18 protein-coding genes are annotated in these 21,653 nt (G+C 68.2%); 8 read left to right on the forward strand and 10 right to left on the reverse strand.

The window, feature by feature from the left end:
* The 7 genes from OXU42_12265 to OXU42_12295 form a co-directional block, all read right to left on the reverse strand.
* On the reverse strand, positions 1 to 157 hold a 157-nt coding region (locus OXU42_12265), incomplete at its 3' end, for an ATP-binding cassette domain-containing protein (protein MDE0030162.1).
* Between the two features lie 59 nt (positions 158 to 216).
* Positions 217 to 1,314: a zinc ABC transporter substrate-binding protein gene (locus tag OXU42_12270; GenBank protein MDE0030163.1), complete on the reverse strand. Its 1,098-nt coding sequence runs from the start codon at positions 1,312 to 1,314 to the stop codon at positions 217 to 219.
* Positions 1,315 to 1,401: 87 nt separating this feature from the next.
* A complete protein-coding gene (locus tag OXU42_12275) occupies positions 1,402 to 2,310 on the reverse strand; it encodes a protease modulator HflK (protein ID MDE0030164.1) in 909 nt (302 codons plus the stop codon).
* The gene (locus OXU42_12280; protein ID MDE0030165.1) at positions 2,307 to 3,299 is read right to left on the reverse strand and encodes a protease modulator HflC; all 993 of its coding nucleotides are present in this window, start codon (positions 3,297 to 3,299) and stop codon (positions 2,307 to 2,309) included. Before OXU42_12280 ends, OXU42_12275 begins: the two co-directional genes overlap by 4 nt.
* Before the next feature lie 175 nt (positions 3,300 to 3,474).
* On the reverse strand, positions 3,475 to 5,613 hold the full coding sequence (locus OXU42_12285) for an SO_0444 family Cu/Zn efflux transporter (protein ID MDE0030166.1): 2,139 nt from the start codon (positions 5,611 to 5,613) through the stop codon (positions 3,475 to 3,477).
* Positions 5,614 to 5,794: 181 nt separating this feature from the next.
* Positions 5,795 to 6,415 (reverse strand): SCO family protein, encoded by a 621-nt coding sequence (locus OXU42_12290; GenBank protein ID MDE0030167.1) that lies wholly within the window; start codon positions 6,413 to 6,415, stop codon positions 5,795 to 5,797.
* On the reverse strand, positions 6,412 to 7,845 hold the full coding sequence (locus OXU42_12295; GenBank protein MDE0030168.1) for a UbiD family decarboxylase: 1,434 nt from the start codon (positions 7,843 to 7,845) through the stop codon (positions 6,412 to 6,414). Before OXU42_12295 ends, OXU42_12290 begins: the two co-directional genes overlap by 4 nt.
* Before the next feature lie 226 nt (positions 7,846 to 8,071).
* Here OXU42_12295 and OXU42_12300 point away from each other — a divergent pair, with 226 nt between their 5' ends.
* Positions 8,072 to 8,941 (forward strand): hypothetical protein, encoded by an 870-nt coding sequence (locus tag OXU42_12300; protein MDE0030169.1) that lies wholly within the window; start codon positions 8,072 to 8,074, stop codon positions 8,939 to 8,941.
* A 107-nt stretch (positions 8,942 to 9,048) separates the two neighbouring features.
* On the opposite strand, the gene OXU42_12305 is transcribed toward OXU42_12300, so the two are convergent.
* Genes OXU42_12305 through OXU42_12315 form a run of 3 tightly spaced genes read right to left on the reverse strand, consistent with a single transcriptional unit; the run spans position 9,049 to position 11,319 of the window.
* A complete protein-coding gene (locus tag OXU42_12305; protein ID MDE0030170.1) occupies positions 9,049 to 9,714 on the reverse strand; it encodes a metal-dependent transcriptional regulator in 666 nt (221 codons plus the stop codon).
* 46 nt (positions 9,715 to 9,760) lie between these two features.
* Positions 9,761 to 10,255, reverse strand: coding sequence for a bacterioferritin (gene bfr, locus OXU42_12310; protein ID MDE0030171.1), 495 nt, complete (start codon positions 10,253 to 10,255; stop codon positions 9,761 to 9,763).
* Positions 10,256 to 10,311: 56 nt separating this feature from the next.
* A complete protein-coding gene (locus OXU42_12315; GenBank protein MDE0030172.1) occupies positions 10,312 to 11,319 on the reverse strand; it encodes a Fe(3+) ABC transporter substrate-binding protein in 1,008 nt (335 codons plus the stop codon).
* Between the two features lie 255 nt (positions 11,320 to 11,574).
* On the opposite strand from OXU42_12315, the gene OXU42_12320 reads away from it, so the two are divergent.
* The 7 genes from OXU42_12320 (at position 11,575) to OXU42_12350 (ending at position 21,581) form a co-directional block, all read left to right on the forward strand.
* Entirely contained in the window at positions 11,575 to 15,177 is a 3,603-nt protein-coding gene (locus tag OXU42_12320; GenBank protein ID MDE0030173.1) for an ABC transporter ATP-binding protein, read from the forward strand.
* Positions 15,178 to 16,200: a metal ABC transporter substrate-binding protein gene (locus tag OXU42_12325; protein MDE0030174.1), complete on the forward strand. Its 1,023-nt coding sequence runs from the start codon at positions 15,178 to 15,180 to the stop codon at positions 16,198 to 16,200. It abuts the gene before it with no gap.
* 219 nt (positions 16,201 to 16,419) lie between these two features.
* Positions 16,420 to 17,451: an amidohydrolase family protein gene (locus OXU42_12330; protein MDE0030175.1), complete on the forward strand. Its 1,032-nt coding sequence runs from the start codon at positions 16,420 to 16,422 to the stop codon at positions 17,449 to 17,451.
* Positions 17,452 to 17,603: 152 nt separating this feature from the next.
* The gene (locus OXU42_12335) at positions 17,604 to 18,476 is read left to right on the forward strand and encodes a metal ABC transporter ATP-binding protein (protein MDE0030176.1); all 873 of its coding nucleotides are present in this window, start codon (positions 17,604 to 17,606) and stop codon (positions 18,474 to 18,476) included.
* Between the two features lie 108 nt (positions 18,477 to 18,584).
* Positions 18,585 to 19,403: a metal ABC transporter permease gene (locus tag OXU42_12340; GenBank protein MDE0030177.1), complete on the forward strand. Its 819-nt coding sequence runs from the start codon at positions 18,585 to 18,587 to the stop codon at positions 19,401 to 19,403.
* 130 nt (positions 19,404 to 19,533) lie between these two features.
* Positions 19,534 to 20,928, forward strand: a complete 1,395-nt coding sequence (locus OXU42_12345) for a cytochrome c oxidase assembly protein (protein ID MDE0030178.1) — start codon at positions 19,534 to 19,536, stop codon at positions 20,926 to 20,928.
* A gap of 14 nt (positions 20,929 to 20,942) precedes the next feature.
* Positions 20,943 to 21,581 (forward strand): SCO family protein, encoded by a 639-nt coding sequence (locus OXU42_12350; protein ID MDE0030179.1) that lies wholly within the window; start codon positions 20,943 to 20,945, stop codon positions 21,579 to 21,581.
* Positions 21,582 to 21,653 lie beyond the last annotated feature (72 nt).

Here is a 21,653-nt window from a genome sequence, read left to right on the forward strand (position 1 = left end):
TCCCGCCGGGCGGGGAGCCGAACACCTCCACCCGGCCGCTCACCACCGGCATGAGCCCCATGATCGTGCGCATCAGCGTCGTCTTGCCGGCTCCGTTGGGTCCGACGATGCCCACGAACCCGCCCGCGTGCACGTCGAAGTTGATGTCGTGCAGCACGCAACGGCCATCGAGCTCCACCGTCACGCCGCTCAGGCCGACTACCACCTTGTCGTGGTTCAATTGCGTTTCCCTTGCAGTGCCTGTCCGAAGGCGCGGGCATTGAACCGCATCAGATCCTCGTAGCTGTCGCGCGCCGGATCGCCCGGGTCGCCCACCGGATCCACCACCACCGTTCCGGCGCCGAACTCCGCGGCGATGGTCTGCGCCACTCGGGGATTCAGTTGCGGCTCCACGAGGATGGCCCCGACACCCGCCGCGCGGGCATCCCGCACCAAGGTGGCGACTTCCCTGGGAGTCGGCTCCTCGCCGCCGAACTCCTGCACCACCGCCACCTTCTCAAGGCCGTAGCGTTCGGCGAAGTAGGGCCACGCCGCGTGAAAGGCGATGTACTTGCGCGTCTTCGCCTTGCCGAGCTCCGTTCTGATCTCCTGGTCCAGTGCCGTCAACCGCTGGTGAAAGTCCTTCCGGCGCTTCTCGTAGTGATCCTTGCCGGCCGGATCCGCCGCCATCAGCCCCTGTACCAGCACCGGCACGAGTGCGTCTCTCACGCGGATCGGGTCCAGCCAGAAATGCGGGTTGAACTCCTCCTCACCGTGGTGATCCTCTTCCTTTGCGGCTACCTTCTCCTCACCGTGGTGATCTTCTTCCTTCTTGGCTACCTTCTCCTCACCGTGGTGATCTTCTTCCTTCTTGGCTACCTTCTCCTCGCCGTGGTGATCCTCTTCCTTCTTGGCTACCTTTTCCTCACCGTGGTGATCCTCTTCCTTTGCGGTCTCCTCGCCGTGATGATCGTCCTCTCCTTCCACGGGGTTCAGGTTCGGCGCCTCGATCAGGTGCATGGCTTCGATTCCCTTCGGAGCGGCTCCGAGCAGCCTGTCGGACCATCCGTCAAAGCCTCCTCCGATGGCGACGAAAACGCGCGCCCCGGCAAGCGTTCGCAGGTCGCTCGGCACCGGCTCGAACGTATGGGGGCTCGCCCCGGGCGGCACCAGCGCATGTACCGTGACCCGCTCGCCACCCAACTCTTCGACGATATACGCCACCGGGATCACGCTGGTGACGACGTTCAACGGCTCGCCGCTCGCCGGGACCGCAACCGCGCCGATCCAACAGCCCGCAAGAATGGCAAGGAACAGACTCACAGTTCTCCTCATGGCACGATCCTCCTGATCAAAAGGCAATTGAGAAGATATTCTCATGGATTTCCCTTTTGTCAAGCGCTGCGCCGGAACATTTCGTTCTCACCGCACCACGCGCAGGTTGACCTTTCCGTCCGGGCCGGCCTGGACCACGTAGGTGTCCATGCGCGGCAGGATCTCCTCGATGGTTTCCAGATAGAGCCGTTCCTCGGTGAGCCCGGGGGTCTTGCGGTGCTCCCGCGCGAGGCGGAGGAAACGCTCCCCTTCGCCCTTGGCGATCTCCACGCGCCGATGGCGCGCGGCCTCGGCCTGGGTCACGCGATGCTCCGCCTCTCCCTCGGCTTCCGCGAGGATCTGGGCGCGGTCGGCGCGCGCCTCGTCCACCACCCGCTCCTTGTCCGCCAGCGCGCTCTGCACCTCCTGGAAGGCCTGCCGCACGCCGCCCTGCTCCGGCGGCGCCAGCGCCTCGACGTTCACCGACTGGATCTCGATTCCCGAACCGTGATCATCGAGTATCGCTTGCACCCGCCGCTGCACCGTGTCCAGGAGCTCGTTCCGCCGGGTGGTGAGGGCCGCGTCCACGCTCTCGCCGGCGAGGAACCGGGTCACGATCCGGCGCCCGGCCCGGCGCAGCAGCTCCCGCGGGTCCTCGTGCGACACCTCGAAGCGCGTCAGGCTGCCGATGCTGTACTGGATGCCCAGCCGGCCGACGATGACGTTGGTGTCGCCCAGCAGCCAGAGGGACTCGGACGCGCCCGTGACGTTGCCTGTCGGCTCCCGGTGTTCCACCGGTATCAGGAAGTTCGTGGCCGTCCGCGCCACCACCACCTGCCCGAGCGGCCACGGCGGGTTCCAATGGATGCCCGGAAGCACGTCGCGGCCCACGGCCTTGCCGAGGACGTAAGCCACCGCGCTCTCGTCGGATTCGACGTTGTAGATCCCGAGGGCGAGCCAGCCGGCGAGCAGGAGAGCGCCGCCGAGAAGCGTCCGGTTTCGTGTGCTTCGGGTCATGAGCCGGTGTTTTCCTGGCTTGGCACCGGCGCCGCGACACGGGGATCCTTGCCCGCCGCGTCCGGCACTCGCTTCTCGGCCGCGGGCGCATCGCCGTCCCGCGCCCCGGCGCCCGGAATCCTGGAGGTCAGGATCTCCAGGAACGGCGAATCCGCGGGCAGGACCAGGGTGGTCTTCTCGTTCAGCACCTTCTTGTAGGCTTCCAGCGTACGCAGGAAACGATAGAACTCCGCGTGCCCCTGGTAGGCTTCCGCGTAGATGCGCGCCGCCTCGGCCTCGCCGCGGCCGCGCAGCACGGCGGCCTTGGCCTCGGCCTCGGCGATGATGCGCGCGCGTTCCTTTTCGGCGCGGGCGGCGATCTTCTGCGCCTCGGCCCGCCCCTCCGAGCGAAACCCGCGGGCGATGCGCGCGCGCTCGGCGCGCATGCGCGCGAACACGCTGTCGAGGTTCTGTTGCGGGAAGATGAGGCGCGTCACCCCCAGGCTCACCACCTCGATGCCGAGGTCCTCCCGCGCCACCCCGGCCACCGCCCGCTCCACCGAACCTTCCAGCTCGGCGAGGCTGGCGCCGTTGCCGGAAGTTCCCAGGATCGTGCCGAAGGGCCGGCCGCCCAGCGCGCTGCCCAGCTCGGACTGCACCAGCGCGGCGAGCCGGTTCTCCGCGAAATCCCGGGTGCGCAGCGCCGCCAGGTAGCGCACCGGGTCGGCGATCTTCCAGGAGATGTAGGTGGACACCAGCACGTTCTTCTTGTCCGCGGTCAACAGCTCCGTCTCCCGCGTGTTGGTGATGAGGATGCGCTTGTCCAGCAGGTTGGCCCGCTGAACCGGCACCGGCAGCTTGAGGTAGAGGCCGGCTTCGCTCAGCACGGAGACCGGCTTGCCGAACTGGGTGATGACCGCGTGGCTCTTCTCGTCCACCACCACGAACGAGGTGGCGGCGGCGAAGACGGCCAACGTCAGGACGAGGACCGCGAGGACGCGTCTGGTCATGGTCGATTCCTCTCGCGTTTCGGTGAAACGCTGCACTGAATGGCGTCCTTCGACTTCGCTTCGCTACGCTCAGGACGAACGGAAAAGTATATTGGTGGAATCATAAACTTGTCACCGTTCGTCCTGAGCGTAGCGAAGCGAAGTCGAAGGACGCCAAACCAAATCCGACAGACTCCTACCGATTCCCGCCGGGCGGCACGGGCGCCCCCAGGTTCAGGAAGTCCGCGGACGGCGCGCCGACCCAGAGGTCCACGTCGCCGCCCCCGCCCGCCTCGGGCATGTAGATGTATTTCCGGGGCAGCTCCAGCGACCGCTCGAGGGTTTCCAGGTAGAGGCGGGCTTCGGTGACCCCGGGGCTCGCCTGGTGCACCGCCGCGGTATCCCGGAACGCGGCGGAGCGGCCCTCGGCCCGGCGCGTCTCGCGCACGGCGCGGCCCTCGGCCCGCTGCGTGATGCGTTCCGCCTCGCCCGTGGCCGCGGTGGTGGACTGGGTCGCCGCCCCCGTGGCCACGTGGACGTCGCGCTGGCGGTCCTCCAGCGCGCTGGCCACGTCGCGGAAGGCGTCGTGGACCCGTCCGGGCGCGTGCACGTCCAGGAGCCGCACGTCCAGGATCTCGCTGCCGAGGCCCAGGGACGCCAGGCGCCGGGCCAGGCGGTCCCGCAGCTCCCGTTCCGTGCCGCGCCGGTCCACGGTGTAGATCCGGTCGATGGGCTTGCGGCTCAGCAGGGCCACCAACTCGCGCCGGGCCAGCCCCAGGACCACCGCGGGGGTCTCCTCGACGCCCAGGGCGTACACCGCCGGGTCGCGCACGCGGTACTGCACCACCGCGCGGATGTCGATGACGTTGGCGTCCGCCGTGAGGTAGAAGGCCTGTTCGTCGACGACCCGTCTTGCACCGTTGACGGGGCCGCGGAAGCCCACGCTCACCTGCCGGACCAGCGCCACGTCCACCGCGGTCCCGCGGCCGAAGGGCGCCGGCAGATGGAAGTACAGGCCGGGATCGAGGTCCGCGGCCACCACCCGGCCGAAGCGCTGGATGATGCCGCGCTGGCCGGGTTCGACGACGAGCGTGAACGCGGGAATGGACGCCACCGCCCCGATGGCCACGGCGGCCGCGAGCACGGGGCCGCGCAGCAGGTTGCCGGGGCGGAAGGCCTTGAGCGCCCGGCCGGTCTGGAGAAGCTGTTCCGCGGCGTCGCGCCAGACCGTGCGATAGCCCTTGCGCACGAAGCTCCGCAGCAACAGCAGGACCAGCCCCACGGCCGACATGGCCTTGAGGACGAAGACCGCGTCGCTGTCCCGCCCCAGGTCGCCGAAGGAGGCCACCTGGATGGAGTCCGCCAGGGTGGCGTCCACCAGGAGGCCGGCCATCAGGCTCACGAGGATGATGGCGCCGAGGTAGACGCCGAGAAGACGGCGCCCCAGGAGCCGCCCCACCACGGCCATGGTGGCGAGGTTGGTGGCCGGCCCCACCAGCAGGAACACGAGCGCCGCTCCCGGAGAGAGCCCCTTGACCATGAGCGCGGCGGCAACGGGGGTGGAGGCGGCGGCGCAGAGGTACAACGGCAGGCCGAGCACGATCATGGCCAGCATGGGCATGATCCCCGAGCCCCAGCCGAGCACCTCGTCAAAGAAGTTGTCGGGCAGAAGGCCCGCGAGAACCCCGGTCAGCAGCATGCCGACGACCAGCGACAGCGCGATGTCGTCCAGCACCGACGTGAAGCCGTACTCCAGCGAATGAAAGAAGCGATGCCCCTGTGAAGGCGGCGCCGCGCCCGGCGCGCAGGTGTCGTCGCACGTGTCCTGATCCGCGCCCGTCGCACCCGCGTCATCGCAGGCGGGGTCCGCGCACGCGTCGGCGCTGGCGGCCTCCGCCGAAGCGCCCGGCGCCGTCTCATCCTCGCGGACACCGATGGAAGCGATGCCGGCCACGAGCGCCGTCACCACCGCCACCACGGGACGGACCACGGCCATGACCGGACCCATGAGTCCGTAGGTCAGCGCCACCGAGTCCACTCCGGTCTCGGGAGTCGAGATCAGGAACGACACCAGCGGTGCCCGGCCGGCGCCCTGCCTTTTCAGCGAGGCCGCCGCCGGCAGGACCCCGCACGAGCACAGGGGAATCGGCGCGCCGAACAGCGCCGCCAGACCCACCGAGCGCGTGTCGTTCCGGCCCAGGTGGCGGGCGATGAGATCCGCCGGCAGGTACACGTGGAGCAGCCCCGCGACGAAGAACCCGATGAGGAGGTACACCGAGGCCTCGTAAAAGACCCCCACGGTCTCCCAGACGATGGCGTTCAACAACGATTCCACGACTCAGTCTCCGGCAGACCCGGCCTTCGAGCAGGCCCGGCCAAGCCCTTCGACTTCGCTTCGCTGGCGCTCCGCTACGCTCAGGGCGAACGGTTGTGCGGCCTTTTCTCCGTTCGCCCTGAGCGTAGCGAAGCATAGCTGAGCGAAGTCGAAGGGCGCCATTGCGAATGACCCGATTGTGCTAACTTGTTGATGTTGCCAGCGCCCGCAGGTCCTTGAGCAGCATGTCCGGGTCCGGCGCGGAGCCGAAGTAGGCGAAGCGCATGAACCCCTTGGCGTCCGCCACCACCGTCAGCGTGGTGTGTTCGATGAGCCCCTTGGCGATGCGCTCCACGCTCACGCCGAAGCCCTGCCACACCGGCGCCAGCTCCCGGTCATCGCCCGTGAGCCACGACCAGTTGGGAACGTCCGCCTTGTGCCGCCGGCTGTAGGCCTTGAGCACCTCGGGCGTATCCACCTCGGGGTCGGTGGTGATGGACAGGAAACGGATGTCCCGGGCCTCCGCCGGCTTCATGTGGTCGCGCAGGATCTTGAGGCTCGCGGTCAGCAGCGGGCACACGTCCGGGCACGACGTGTACATGAAGTTGATGACCACCGGCTTGCCGCGGAGCTTGCCGAACCGCACGCGCTTGCCGTCCTGGTCGGTGAGCGCGAAGTCCTCGATGAGAACGTTGAACTCGCGCCGCTCCGCGAACTCGACCTTGAGGACGGACTTGTGCGCGGGCGCCTCCGCGCCCGGCGCCAGCAGGACCGCCAGCCCCAACGCCGCGGCCGTCAACGTCCTGCAGAGAATCGCGTTCATACGCCCCACTTCTTGGCGATGTCCTGCTTGTACTGCGGCTCGAACGCGTTCACCGGCGGGAAGCGGTCGATCCACTGGTACGGGCGGCAGGCGTCGATGAGCACGCGGTCGGTGACGTAGCCCTTGGTGTCCCGGTCCATGGGGGAGATCACGGGCTCGCACACCGAGGCCCACACGTTCTTGACGATGTCGATGCCCTCGCGCGGGTCGCAGCGGGTGGAAAGGGCCCAGATGACCTCGCCGGGGTTGGTGATGTCCACGTCGTCGTCCACCACCACCACCATCTTGCCGCCGTAGGCGCCGGCGCGCGCGCCGGCGGCCACCAGCAGCGCCTGCTTGGCGTGGCCGGTGTAGCGCTGCTTGATGGAGATGACCGTGAACGGTCCCGGCTGCCCGCCGTAGACGAAGCCCCAGACCCCCTTCACGTCGGGGATGCCGGCCTTCTCGAGCTGTTCCCAGAGGGTGATGGCGCCCAGCGGAATCGGCAGATAGCTGTTGGGCGGCCGCACCGGCGGCGCGCCCAGGATGATGGGGTCGTTCCGGTAGTAGACCCGCTTGACGGTCATGAGCGGCACGTCGCCCTCGGTGGCCTCGGTGTAGTAGCCCGGCCACTCGCCGAAGGGGCCCTCCTTGGGCAACTCCTCCGGCGGCAGCGGCGGGATCTCGCCTTCCAGCACCACCTCGCCGTTGGCGGGGATGGGGAGGCCGGTGACGGCGCCCCGCACCACCGGGATGGGGCTGCCCTGCATCCAGCCGGCGAACTCGTACTCGTTCACCGACGGCGGCAGCGGCATCTGCGACGACAGCATCACGCTGGGCTCCTGCCCGAGGGTGATGGCCACGGGCAGCGACTCGCCGCGGGCGTGGGCGCGCTCCATGGCCAGGCGCCCGTGCTTGCCCTTGTTCATCTTGACCGAGACCTTGTTCTTTTCCTGGATCATCACCCGGTAGGTGCCGATGTTGATGCCGCCCGACTCCGGGTCCTTGGTGATGACGCCGCACCCGGTGCCGATGTAGCGGCCGCCGTCGAGGTCGTGCCACATGGGAGTGGGGAACCGGGTCAGGTCCACGTCGTCCTCTTCCATCTGGTTGTCGAACACCGGCCCGCCTTCCACCTGCTCGTAGGGCATCGGCTGAAATTCCAGGCTGCGCTGGCGCCAGGCGTGGAGGAAGTCCACCCCCTTGACGTCCGTCGGCAGGCCCATGGCCACCGCCGAGCGCGGGCAGGTGCGGAACAGGTTGGAGATGATGCGAAAGCCCTTGGGAAACCCCGCGAACCCGTCGAACAGCAGCGCCTGCGACTCGATGTCGCCCATGTGCTCGGTGAGCGCCCCCACGTCCGTGTCGAGGTCCGCCCCCTCGATGTGCTTGATCTCGCCCATGGCGTCCAGCCGCTCGATGTAGCTCCGCATGTCGGTTACCGGTTGCATTCAGTTCTCCCTTCCCGCCCGTTATGACCCGCTTCAAAAGGCCTGTACCGCGCCCATTCCCGGTCGGCGAACACCGTTGCGGGACGGGCACTTTCCTTCTTTGAGCCGTACCATAGTCTCGGGGACATTTCGAGTCCGCGGTTGCCACCGGCCGGAGAGTCTGAAAGGTCTGAGGGAACGTGGAAAGGAGCAGATAAGGCATGGAAGCCGGAAGCCGGGGACCGTCATGAGCGGACTGGTCTGGGGGTTGTGCGGCGCCGGGCTGATCGGCGTTTCCGATTGCGTGGCGCGGGTGACGGCGAGCCGCGTCTCCCTGTCCGTGCTCATCGCGCTCATCATGATCGTTCCGTTCGCCGTCATGACGATCTGGTTCGCGGCGAGCGGCGGCTGGCCGGCATGGAACGCCTGGGGCTGGGGCGCCTCGGTTGTGTCCGGCCTGCTGAACGTCGCGGTGCTGGCCCTGCTGTTCCGCGCGCTGGTGCGGGGTCCGGTGACGGTGGCCTCCCCCGCCACGTCGAGCTTCACGGTGATGCTCGTGGCGTTGAACGTGCTGGCCGGCCATCCGTATCACTGGCTGCACGGGGTCGCGGCGTTGACGGTCTTCGGCGGAGTGGCGATGCTGGCCCAGCCCGAGCGGCCGGGGAAGGAGCACTACGACCGCGCCTGGCTGCGCGTGACCGCGCTCCTGGGACTCGGCGCCGCCGTGACGGTGGCGCTGCGCATGTTCCTCGCACAGGAGGCCGGCACCGCGCTCGGCCCGGTCCCGGCGGTCTACCTGAACCGCGCCTTCGCTCTGGCGGGCTCGCTGGGCTTCATGGCCCTCCAACGGCGACAAGGTCCGCTGGCCTGGCCGCGCGGCACGACGTGGCCCCTCGTATTGTTGCAGGCGGTCCTGGAAACGGGGGCCCTGGGCCTGTTCCTGACCGGCTCCGCCGGCGGCGAACGCGTCGGCGCCGCCATCGGCTTCTCCTGCTTCGCCGCCGTCACCGCCGTCGCCGCGCGGATCTGGCTGGGGGACCGCATCGGCCTCCGGCGGCTATGCTGGATGGCCGTAGTCGCCGCCGGCGTGGCCACGGCCGCCGCCGCCACGCCGTGAGAACACTCGTCAGGTGCAAATCAAGCCATGTCAGTCGTCCAGTCGGTTCCGGCGCTTGGGTACAGACCCTCGGTGACTTGGCCGTCCCACCTGGCAACCAACTCCGGTCACTGCACGTAAATCTTCTTGGCGGCCTCAAGCCCGAGGACCACCTCGTCCTTGCCCACCCGCAGGCTGATGGTGCCGAGAGACGGGGCGACGTCGAGGATGCCGATGGTGGCGCCGGGGCGGACGTTGTGGTCGTACAGGAACGAGAGCAGCCGCTCGTCGCGCTCTCCGGTCTCTGTGATGCAGCGGAAGATGACCTCGGTGCCCGCTTCCGCCGTGTTGAGGGTGATCCACTGCCGGCGCGGCGAAGCCTCTCCCTTTACGGGTATGGGGTTGCCGTGGGGGCAGGTGGAAGGATTGTCGAGGATGGCGGCCAGGCGCTCCTCCACCACCGGCGAGATGGCGTGCTCCAGGTGGTGCGCCTCCTGGTGGGCCGTGACCCAGTCGAGGCCCAGCAGGTCGGTGAGGAGCCGCTCGGTGAGGAAGTGCCGGCGCAGGATGGCCTCGGCCACATCCCGGCCCTTGGGGGTCAGGTAGATGTTCTTGCGCCGCTCCACGCGCACGAACTCTTCCTTCTCGAGCCGCCGCAGGGCGCTGAACATGGTCGAAGGCGTTACGCCGATGTCTTCCGCCACCCGCGCGGCGATGACCTGGTCGTTCTCCTCCGCCAAGCTGTAGATAGCCTTGAGATAGTCTTCGGTCGCTTCCGAGCGCTTTTCAGCCACGATAACCTCAACCGTGCGACGGGAGAACTGTTGCGCGGCCTCGTCCTCAGGCCGCGTCTCCGGCGCCACCGGTACTGTAGATCTGTTGCGCCAGGTAGTTCTCCTGGCCGACCTCCTCCATCAGGCGGAGTTGCGCTTCGATCCAGTCGGCGTGATTTTCCTCGTCCGCGAGAATCTGCTCCAGCAGCTCGCGACTCACGTGGTCCGCCTGTTCCTGGCATGTCGCGATGCTCTCCTGCAGCACCTTGATGGCTTCCACTTCCAGGCCGTGGTCGTTCTCGAACTGCTCCTTGACGGTTTTCCCCACCATGATCTTGTCGTAACCGGCAACGTTGGGAACCCCGTCCAGGATCAGGATGCGGTTGATGATCCGGTCCGCGTGCTCCATCTCCTCGATGGATTCCTTGAAAATGACTTGGTCCAGGACCTGGTAGCCCCAGTTCCGGCACATGCGCGAATGCATGAAGTATTGGTTGATCCCGGTGAGCTCTTTCCGCAGAACGTCGTTGAGCGCCTTGAGGACCCTGGGGTCGCCTTTCATGTGTTTTCCTCCTCCGCAAATGGGGTTCACCGCTCACTTTAGCGGGAAACACATCTCTACGGTATCCCCACGCGGTCGAAGATTCGGATGGCGGTCGCGCGGTTCCTGGCGACCTTGGTCATGTCGATGTCGTCAGCCTTGAACCTGCCCCACGATTCCACAAGGCCGGACCAGGGCACGCCGGGCTTGACCGGATACTCGAAGTTCTGCTCCGCGTACATCTTCTGGGCCAGGTCGTCGCTCAGGAATTCCAGCAGCTTGACGGCGTTGTCCTTCCGCTGCGCGTGCCTGGTGACGCCGGCGCCGCTGATGTTCATGTGGGCGCCGCGGCCCTTCTGGTTGGGGAAGAAGACGAACACGGACTCGGCCCACGCGATCTGCTTCTCGTTGGTGAGCATCTTGCCCATGTAGTAGGTGTTGCCGAGGGCCAGGTCGCATTCGCCCGCGAAGACCGCCTTGACCTGCGCGCGGTCATTTCCCTGAGGCTTGCGCGCCAGGTTGGCCTTCAGTCCCCGAGCCCATTCCTCGGCCTTGGCCTCGCCGTGGTGCGCCACGAGGGACGCGAGCAGGGCCACGTTGTAGACGTGCTGCGACGAACGGATGCAGATGCGGCCCTTCCACTTGGGATCGACCAGGGCCTCGTAGGTGGAAAGGTCGCCGGGCTTCACGCGTTCCCTGGAGGCGTAGACGACGCGGGCGCGCCTCGTGAGGGCGTACCACAGGCCCGACGGGTCCCGGTCGTGCGACGGAATGTTCGCCATGAGCTTCTTCGACTTCACCGGCTGCAGGACGTCCGCTTCCACGGCGTCGTTGATCCGCCCGATGTCCACGGTCAGGATCATGTCGGCGGGGCTGTTCCGGCCCTCGCGCTTGAGGCGTTCGATCATTCCCTTGGGCGCGAACACGACGTTGGTCTTGATGCCGGTCTGTTGGGTGAAGGCGTTCAGCATCGGCTTGATCAGGAACGGCTGCCGGTAGGAGTAGATGTTGACCTCGCCGTCCGCGACGGCGGTCCCCGCGACACCCATGGAGAGGCCGACGATGGCCGCCAAGGACACCAGCATCCTGTTCGCCAACTGTCTTCCTGCCATTGATTAGGTCTCCCTTCGCGATATATTTCCGGCCTCCATACTCCAAATATCTCTTTAGTGCAATAGCAAAAGTTTGTTTGACCTAATTTTTTCTTTTGCCTATAAACGCCAGGGTGGTCACGCCATCACGACGGCCATGCGCGGGTGGGCCTTGGTGTTGGCCCGGCTGGCTTGTATTCCCGGCGGCGACCTTCTAATTTCCTGGAACAGACGGAGACGAATGTCCTCATGTACCTCGACCGGCGACTGCTGACCCACACCCGCGGCGTGCGCGTGCGCATCGCCGCCGCCGTCGTGCTCGGCCTGTGCGCCGTGGCCGCGGGCATCTCGCGGCTGGCGTTCTCCGGGCTGGTCATCGCCGGCGTGCTCACCGGGCGGCCGTTCTCGTCGTTGATCCCCTACCTCGGGGCCGTGGCCGGCTTCATCGCGCTGCGCGCGGTGTTCCAGTACCTGCGCGACGTGGTGAGCCAGGAAACGGCGGCGCGGGTCAAGAACACGCTCCACGGCAAGCTCTACGGGCACGCCCTCGACTTGGGACCCGGCCACTTCAACCAGGAGCGCACCGGCGACGTGCTGCTGTCCCTGGGCGAAGGGGTGGAGCGGCTCCAGGTCTTCTACGGCCAGTTCCTGCCGCAGATGGTGGTGGCCGCGGTGGCGCCGGTGCTGATCTTCTTCCTCATGGCCTCCTTCGACGTGGTCATCGGGATCATCTTCGTGGTCTTCGCGCTGATCACGCTGGTGACCACGCCGCTGTTCATGGTCTACAACGAAGAGACCAGCCGGCGCCGGCGCGCGTCCTACGGCGCCTTCAGCGCCGACTTCCTGGACAGCATCCAGGGCATCGCCACCCTCAAGATCTTCGGCCGGAGCCGCGCCCAGGGCGCGCGCCTCGCCGAGCGCGCGCGCCACCTCTACCGCACCACCATGGGGGTGCTGGCGGTCAACATGGTGTCCGTGGGCATCACCACCTTCGGCATCCTCGGCGGCACCGCCTGCGCCCTGGGCTGGGGCGCGCTCAAGGTGAGCGCGGGCGAGCTGGAGCTGCGCTCGCTCATCGTCATCCTGCTGATGGGCGCGGAGATCTTCCGCCCCATGCGCGAGCTGATGGTCCTTTACCACCAGGGCATCGACGCCATGGCCTCGGCCGAAGGCATCTTCAAGCTGCTGGAGGCGCCGGTGACGGTGCGCGCGCCCGAGCCCGCCGAGGCCGCCACCGAGACGGCCTTCTCTCCCGAGGTCCGCTTCGAGGACGTCCACTTCGCGTACCGGGAAGGCGCCCGGCCCGCGCTCCGGGGCGTCTCATTCGATCTCCGCCCCGGCGAGAAGCTCGGCGTGGTGGGCCCCAGCGGCGCCGGGAAGTCCACCTTGGTGAACCTGATGCTGCGCTTCGGCGACCCGCAGGAGGGGCGCGTGCTCCTGGGCGGGCGCGACATCCGCGCCGTCCCGCTGCCCGTGCTGCGCCGGCACATCGCCGTGGTGGCCCAGGACATGTACCTCTTCTACGGCACCATCGCCGACAATCTGCGCATGGCCCGGCCGGAGGCGACGCCGGAAGAGATCGAGGCGGCGGCGCGCGCGGCCAACATCCACGACTTCATCGCGGGGCTGCCCCAGGGCTACGACACCGTGGTGGGCGAGCGCGGCGCGCGCCTGTCCGGCGGCGAGCGCCAGCGCATCGCCATCGCCCGGGCGATCCTCAAGGACGCGCCCATCCTGGTGCTCGACGAGGCGTTGTCCAGCGTGGACGCCCAGAGCGAGGCGGTGATCAACGAGGCCCTGCGCAAGCTCATGGAGGGGCGCACCACGCTGATCATCGCGCACCGCCTGTCGAGCGTCATCCACGCCGACCGCATCCTGGTGCTGGAACGCGGGCAGGTGGCGGAGACCGGCGGCCACGCGGAGCTCTTGGCGGGCGGCGGCACCTACGCCCGGCTCATGGCGGCCCAGGCCCACGCGGGCGGCGCCGAGGCGCTGGAGGAGCAGGAGACGTCGGCCGAGGAGCCGGACACGGTGGAAACCGAGCCCGCCGCCGTCCCGGTGTCCGGGGACGCGCGCGCCGCGGCGCCGCTTTCCGCCTTCACCGTGCTGCGCAGGCTGGGGGCGCTGGTGCGCCCGTTGCTGCGCAAGGTGGCGGTGTCGTTCTCGGCCGGGGTGCTGTTCCAGGCGTCGGTGGTCGGCGCGGGCGCGGCCAGCGCGCTGCTGGTGGGGCAGCTCATCGCGGGCGAGAGCATCGTCTTCCACCTGGTCGTGCTGGGGGCGGTGGTGACGCTGGCGTCGGTGCTGTCCTGGGCCGACTGCTGGCTGCCCCACGACCTCGCCTACCAGCTCCTGGCCGAGATGCGCATCGACTTCTACGACACCCTGGACCCGCTGGCGCCCGCGTACCTGTCGCGGCGCCGCTCCGGCGACCTGGTGAGCATCGCCGGCGGCGACGTGGAGACCGTGGAACTGTTCTTCGCCCACACCATCTCCCCGGCCTTCATCGCCGTGGTGGTACCCGTGGGCATCCTCACCGTGCTGGGCCTGGTGGCGTGGCCGCTGATGCTGGCGCTGGCGCCCTTCCTGGTGCTGCTGGCGCTGTCGCCGTTCATGGCGCAGAAGCGCTCGGACAAGCTGGGGGGCGCGGTGCGCCGGGAGCTGGGACAGCTCAACGCCCACCTGGTGGACAGCATCCAGGGCATGCGCGAGATCGTCGCCTTCGGCCACGAGAAGCGCCAGCTCGCGTCGGTGCTGGCCAACAGCCTGAAGCTCGCCCGGGCGCAGCTCGCGTTCCACCGGGACCAGGCGGTGCAGGCGAGCCTGAACGAGGCGGTGACCGGCATCGGCGCCCTGGCCGTGCTTGGCACCGGCGTGTACCTGGTGGGCCAGCTCCAGATGGAGCGGGCGCTGCTGCCGCTGGCCAGCGTGCTGGCGCTCCTGGCCTTCGGCCCCATCACCGACATCGCGCGCACGTTCAAGGAGCTGATGGAGACGCTGGAGTCCGGGCGGCGCGTGTTCGCGGTGAAGGACGAGCCGGTGCCGGTGCGGGACGGCGCCGGCGTGCCCGTGCTCGCGGCCAACGGCCACACGCCGCCGGCCATCCGTTTCGACCATGTGAACTTCGGCTACGACGCCGGCAACGGCCTGGCGCTGCGGGACGTGTGCCTGGACGTGGAGCCGGGCCAGACCATGGCGCTGGTGGGGCCGTCCGGCGCGGGCAAGAGCACCTGCGCGCACCTGCTGCTGCGCTTCTGGGACCCGGCCGGCGGCACCGTGAGGCTGGCCGACCGGGACCTGCGGGACTTCACCCTGGATCACCTGCGGGCGCAGGTCTCCCTGGTGTCCCAGGACACCTATCTCTTCAACACCTCGCTACGCGACAACCTGCGGCTGGGGGCGCCGGAGGCCTCCCAGGAGCAGGTGGAAGAGGCCGCGCGCCTGGCCCACATCCACAACTTCATCGCGCGCCTGCCCGAGGGCTACGACACCGTGGTGGGCGAGCGCGGCGTGCAGCTCTCCGGCGGCCAGCGGCAGCGCATCGCCATCGCCCGGGCGCTGCTCAAGGACGCCCCGGTGCTGGTCCTGGACGAGGCCACGTCGCACCTCGACGCCATCAACGAGGAGCTGATCCAGCAGGCGCTCGCCGAGCTGGTGCAGGGCCGCACCACCCTCGTCATCGCCCACCGCCTGTCCACCATCCGCGACGCCGACCGCATCGTCGTGCTCGACTCCGGCGCCATCGCCGAGCAGGGCACCCACGACGACCTGCTGCGCGCCAACGGCCTCTACGCCAACCTGGTCATGACCCAACTCGTCAGCGCCGCCGAGCCGGCGCGGATGGAAGGAGTATGAATGATGTTGTCTCTGCGGCAGTCCCGTCTTTTGTTCCGTCGTGCCCGCTTCGTCCCGAGGCCTTTCCACGCGTTGCTCGTCGCCATGCTGCTGGCGCTCCCCGCCGCGCTCCACGCCGCCTCCCCGCGCGTGGTCACCACCGTGGCGCCCATCACCAGCATCGTCGAGAACGTCGCCGGGGATCGGGCCGAGGTCACCGGCATCGTCCCCGAAGGGGTGAACTCCCACACGTTCCGGCCGGTGCCGTCCGACGCCCGCATCATGGCGCGGGCGGACCTCATCATCCTGAACGGCCTCTACCTGGAGATCCCCACGCTGAAGCTGGCGCGCGCCAACAAGCGCGCGGACACGCCCATCCTGATGCTGGCCGACCGCACCCTGGCCGAGAAGGACTACGTCTTCGACTTCAGCTTCCCCAAGGATCAGGGCCATCCCAACCCGCACCTGTGGCCCGACCCCGCGCACGTGATGACTTACGCACGCCTAGTACGCGACGCCCTGATCGCGGCCGACCCGGCGGGCCGCGCGGTGTACGAGGCCAACGCGGAGCGCTACCTGGCCCAGCTCGATGCCCTCGACAAGGCCATCGCAGCAGCCGTGGCCACCGTGCCGGAGCGCAACCGCCGGCTCCTCACCTACCACGACTCCTGGCCCTACTTCGCCAAGCGCTACGGCTTCACGGTCATCGGCGCGGTGCAGCCCTCGAGCTTCGCCGAGCCGAGCCCGCGCGAGGTGGCCCGGCTCATCGACCAACTGAACACGGAGCGGGTGCCCGCGGTGTTCGGCTCCGAGGTGTTCCCGAGCCCGGTGCTCCAGCAGATCGCCCGGGAGGCGGAGACCCGGTTCATCGACAGCCTGCGGGACGACGACCTCCCCGGTGAGCCCGGCGAAGCCGTCCACTCGTACACCGGCATGATGCTGTCCAACATCCGCACCATCGTCACCGCCCTGGGCGGCACCGCCGCCGCCCTCGACGCCGTCGACCCGGCGCCGGTGGCCGGGCATCACGCGCGCTACCGGTAGAAAAATGGCGTCCTTCGACTTCGCTACGCTACGCTCAGGACGAACGGGGTTGACATTATCTGCAACACCAGGACAACCGAAGTTGCTTCACCAAGCCTGTCCTGATTTCGAAGGCGCAGCTCAAACGGTTGCAGGAGCCCCTTTCAACCCGTTCGCCCTGAGCGTAGCGTAGCGAAGTCGAAGGGCGCCATCCTTCCTGGAAAGAAAGGAACGAATCCCATGATCAACGTAGACTACCCCATCATCGACGGCGACGGGCATGTGGTGGAGCCGGACAAGGAGATGGCCCAGTACCTGCCGGAGCGGTTCCGGCGTATTCCGGGGAACCGCGATTACTCGCTGTTTCCCCAGGACGCCTGGGCCTTCGGCGTGGTGGACCCGCACAAGCAGGACGTGCCGGACGCGGCCATGTGGCTGAGCTTCCTGGACGAGGCCGGCATCAGCGCCACCGTGCTCTACCCGAGCAACGCCGCGGCCGTGGGCATGGTGCGCCGGGTGGAGTGGTCGGTGGACCTCGCGCGGGCGTACAACGACTGGCTCCACGACAAGTTCATGCGGCAGAGCGAGCGCCTGCTGGGAGTCGCGTTGCTGCCGGTGCACGACGTCGGCGCCTGCGTCACCGAGCTGCGCCGCTGCGTGGGCGAGTTGGGCTTCGTCGGCGCCATCCTGCCGTCCATCTCGTCGCCGCTCATGGCCTACGGCAACCCGGAGTTCGATCCCATCTTCGCCACCGCCAACGAGCTGGACACCATGGTGGCGATCCACGGCGGCTTCGTGGGCGCACACAACTTCGCCGACCCGCTGCGCACCTACCGCGAGGTCCGCTCCCTCAAGCACGTGGTGCCGCTCATGAGCCACGCCACCAGCATGATCTCCCAGGGTGTGTTCGACCGCTACCCGAACCTGCGGGTGGCCTACCTGGAGGCCGGCTGCGGCTGGGTGCCCTACCTGATGGACGTGCTCGACGAGCAGTTCGAGCGCAAGGGCGCCGGCGACCTCAAGCGCAAGCCCAGCGAGTACCTGATGGACCCCAACGTCTACTTCTCCTTCGAGATCGAGGAACGGACCCTGCCCTTCTTCATCCAGCTCCTCGGCGACGAAAAGCTCGTGTGGCCCTCCGACTACCCGCACGAGCGCCCGCGCGCCGAGTTCTTCGGCGACCTCCCGGCGTTCTTCGCCCGCGAGGACGTCTCCGCCGAATCGAAGCGCAAGATCCTGTCGGAGAACCCGAAGCGGCTGTACAGGATTTGAGGGGCGTTTTTTGAAATGGCGTCCTTCGACTTCGCTCGGCAGACCTCGCTACGCTCAGGACGAACGGTGGTGGTAGGCTGCGATCGAACCGTGGTGGTACGACAACGTCCATTGAACGTAAACTCGCGAAGTCTTGGACAGGCAGAGAAGCAATGACTTCCGAAAAGCACACCGACAGGGTCCATCATGTGCACGGCCGGCTGCACGGGCACCGGCATGCGGAGGGGCGTGAGTGGAGCGAGCAGGGGCGGCCCATCGTGGAGCTGGTGGACGTGTCCAGCGGCTACCGGCAGACGCTGGGGATCGCGGACGTGAACCTGAAGCTGTGGCCGGCGCAGTTCCTGGCGGTGGTGGGGCCCAACGGCGGCGGCAAGACAACGCTCTTGCGCACCATCCTGGGGCACATCCGGCCCCGGCAAGGGCGGGTGACGGTCCACGGGACGACGGCCGCCGGCTCTTCTCTTGGCGCCGTGGGCTACGTGCCGCAACTGGAGCAGATCGACCTGAGCTTTCCCATCACGGTGGAGGAGGTGGTGCTGCTGGGACTGTCGCGGCAAAGGCGCTGGTTCCGCGGCACCCGCGCCGAGGAGCGCGACCGGGCGCACGAGATCCTGGAGCGGCTGAACCTGCTGGAACTGCGGCAGCGGCAGATCCGGGAGCTTTCCGGCGGGCAGCAGCAGGCGGCGTTCATCGCCCGGGCGCTGCTGGGCGAGCCGGAGCTGATCCTGCTGGACGAGCCCACCTCGGGCCTGGACATCCGCTCGCGCGACGAAGTGGTCCATTTCCTCCACGAAATCAACCACTCGGGCGTGGCCATCCTCATCACCAGCCACGACCTCAACTGGGTGGCGGCGCACCTGCCGTGGGTGGTGTGCCTCAACCGCCACGTCATCGCCGAGGGGGACCCTCAGGCGGTCTTCAACCCCCAAGTGCTGGGGGAGACCTACAAAGGCGAGATGGTGGTGCTCCAGCACGGCGACATGATCATGGTGGGGGAGCGGCCCCATTCTCCCAACGGGCGGTGACACTTCCATGGGTCCTTCGCCGAAGCGCCTCGACCGGCGGCCCGCGCGCCGGGCGTTCATGTCCAAGCGCGCGCCGGCGGGCTTCCGCCGCGGTCACGAGGACCGGTCGTGAACACGCTCCTCGAACCCTTCGCGTATGAATTCTTCCGCAACGGCATGATCGCCTCGGTCATCGTCGGGGCGGTGTGCGGCTACGTCGGGGTCTATGTCGTGCTCCGGCGCATGAGCTACATCGGCCACGGGCTCGCCCACGCGCTCTTCGGCGGCGCGGTGCTGAGCACCATCGTCGGGGTCAACTTCTTCATCGGCGCCGGCGTGTGGGCGCTGGTGAGCGCGGTGCTGATCCACCTCATCAGCCACCGCCGCCTGGTGGGCGCGGACGCCGCCATCGGCGTGGTGACCACGTCGAGCTTCGCCCTGGGCGTGGCCGTGGTTTCCACCTACCGGCGCTTCACCCTGGACTTCGAGGCCGCGCTGTTCGGCAACCTCCTGGGCATCACCGCCACGGACCTCTGGGTCATCGCCCTCACCTCGGCGGCGGTGGCCTTCGTCATGATCGTCATCCGCCACGAGCTCCTGTTCTCGACCTTCGACCCGGAGGTGGCGCCGGTGTACGGCATCTCCACCGGCCGCACCGAGCTGATCTTCATCCTGCTGCTGGCGGTCACGGTGGTGGCGTCCACCCGCATCCTGGGCGTCACGCTGGTGTCGGCGGCGGTGGTGATCCCGCCCGTCATCGGCCGCTACCTGACCCAGCGCTTCCAGACCCTGCTCCTCATCACCCCGATCATCGGCGCGGTGTGCGCCGCGACCGGCATGTACCTCAGCTACTTCATCGACATCTCCTCCGGGGCCATGATCGTGCTCACCTTCGCGCTGGTCTTCTTCCTGGTCGGCGGCCGGCGCTGGCTGCGCGGGAACCGGTAGGACCGGACGACACTCCGGGGCAGAACTCATCGCCGGTTCATGCTTTAATTGTAGGACCTGTTCGAACAAGCCGGTTATGGACTTCCGCAACTACAAGATGTGTCCCCGCACCAGGATTGGCCGCTTGGCCGTGACCGCCGTGGCGGTGTTGCTCTGGGCGAGCTCGACCGCGGCTCAGGCGGACGCCGGCGCGGCGCGCTACCTGGTGTCGCGCTACCTCAAGGCGGTGTACGCCCAGGACTACGCCGAGGCTTACCGGCACGTCTCGAAGCGCGACCGGGAGGCCAAGAGCGAAGCGGACTACCTGCGCGAGAACCCGTCCTTCACCGGCGCGGCCGCGGAGTTGGCGCGCGGGCTGGCGCAGCAAATCGAGGTGGGGCCCCTGTCCCTGGAGACCCGCGGCGACAGCGCCACGGTCCGTTTCGAAATAAGCCTCCCGGACGCCAATTCCCCCGAGCTGGAGAAGCTCTTCGCCGGTTTCGACCCGGACGAACTGAACCGCCTGACGGCGGAACAGCGCGGGCAAATCCTCGACGCGGTCGCCCGGATGGCGCGCGCCGGCACCCTGCCCGTCGTCACCGGGGAAGAGTCGCTGGAGCTTCTGAAAGAGGACGGCCGCTGGGCTGTGTTCCACAACTGGAGCGACGCGGTGCGGGTGTTCTTCCATGCCGAGGTCAAGGAAGGGCTGCCCTGGGCCTTCGAGCCGGTACAGGAGATGGTGCTGGCCCAGCCGGGGGAGACCCTGCACGCCGCCTACCGCGCGCGCAACCTGTCGGACCGGACCGTCACGGCCAAGGCGCGCCACGTGGACACGCCGAAGGAGGCGGCCGCCAGGTACCTCGACATCATCCAGTGTTTCTGCTTTCTGCGGCAGGTCCTGGAACCCGGGCGGGAAACGGAGCTTCCGCTCGTGTTCCGCGTGGACTGGGACACGCCGCGCGCGCACGATGAGTTCCACGTGACCTACCAGTTCTTCCCGAGCGACAAGTTCCCCGGCGAGAACGGCACGGCCGCCGCGCGGGAACAGGTGCAGGCGCAAGCGCAGGGCACCCTGGAAGTCCGGGTCAAGGACCACCGCGACGCCATCGACGACTTCCGCAGCGTGAATCTGCGCTTGGGGAAGCTGCGGCTGGCGCCCAATGCCCGCCTGCGCTCCTCCGATCCGGGATGGCTCGAGCTGACGCCGCAACTGGACCGCATGGACCTGACCCGGTACAAGGACGGGAAGGCCGCCGCCACGGTGTACCGGGGCGCGCTTGCGCCGGGGCGTTTCGCGGCCGTCGACCTCCAGGTGGCGGAAATCCGTGGCATTCTGGCGAAATCCGGTTCGCCGGGCTCGGTCAAGAACGCGGTGAAACCGATCCGCCTCGGTTTCGAGGTGAAGCCGGGCGTGACCACCGTGGTGGTGCTGGACCTGGATCTGCTCGACTTGAGCGATCATCCCGGGCGCGGCTACGAGCTGCTCATCAAGGGCTACGAGCTTTACGAAGACGGCCGCCTGCTGCGGAGGATTCCGCCCGCATAGCCGGGGTTCACGCCATGACGCAACCGCGCTTCGCCATACAGGTGACCGTCGGCACCGTGCTGTTCGTCGTCCTCGCGGGGCTCGTCGTCCAACAGGTTCGTACAACTCCGGCGATACCCCGCCAGCCCGTCCTGCAGGAGTTGGCGCGCTACGGCCCGGCGCCGGACTTCTCGCTGGTGGAACGCAGCGGCAGGCCCGTATCGGCCGGCGACCTGCGCGGCCGCGTGTGGATCGCGGACTTCATCTACACCACGTGCCAGGACACCTGTCCGCTGCAGAGCCGCTCCATGGCCGCGGTGCAGGCCGACCTGAAGGACTACGGCGACCTCCGCTCGGTGTCCATCACCGTGGATCCGCTGACCGATTCCACGGCCCTGCTGTCCGCGTACGCGGACCGGTACGGAGCCGACCCGGACCGCTGGCTGTTCCTCACCGGCGACGTGGAGCAGATCCGCCGCATCGTCCAGGACGGCTTCCGCCTGAGCGCCGCCCCGGTGGACGGCGCCACCCCCGACCCGGTCGTGTTCCACAGCTCCCGCTTCGTGCTGGTGGACCGCGACGGCGAGATCCGCGGCTACTACGACAGCAACGACCCCCAGGCGCTGAAACGCCTGCGCGAGAACGCCCGCGGCCTGCTGGCCGGGAAGGCGTAAGCGCGGCCGTCCCGGTACGTCATTTCCGCGCCGCTTTCTTGTTTTGCCGGCGCCGCGTTGATAGATTCTCAC

This window comes from Deltaproteobacteria bacterium, from assembly GCA_028818775.1.
Taxonomy (GTDB): domain Bacteria; phylum Desulfobacterota; class Binatia; order UBA9968; family JAJDTQ01; genus JAJDTQ01.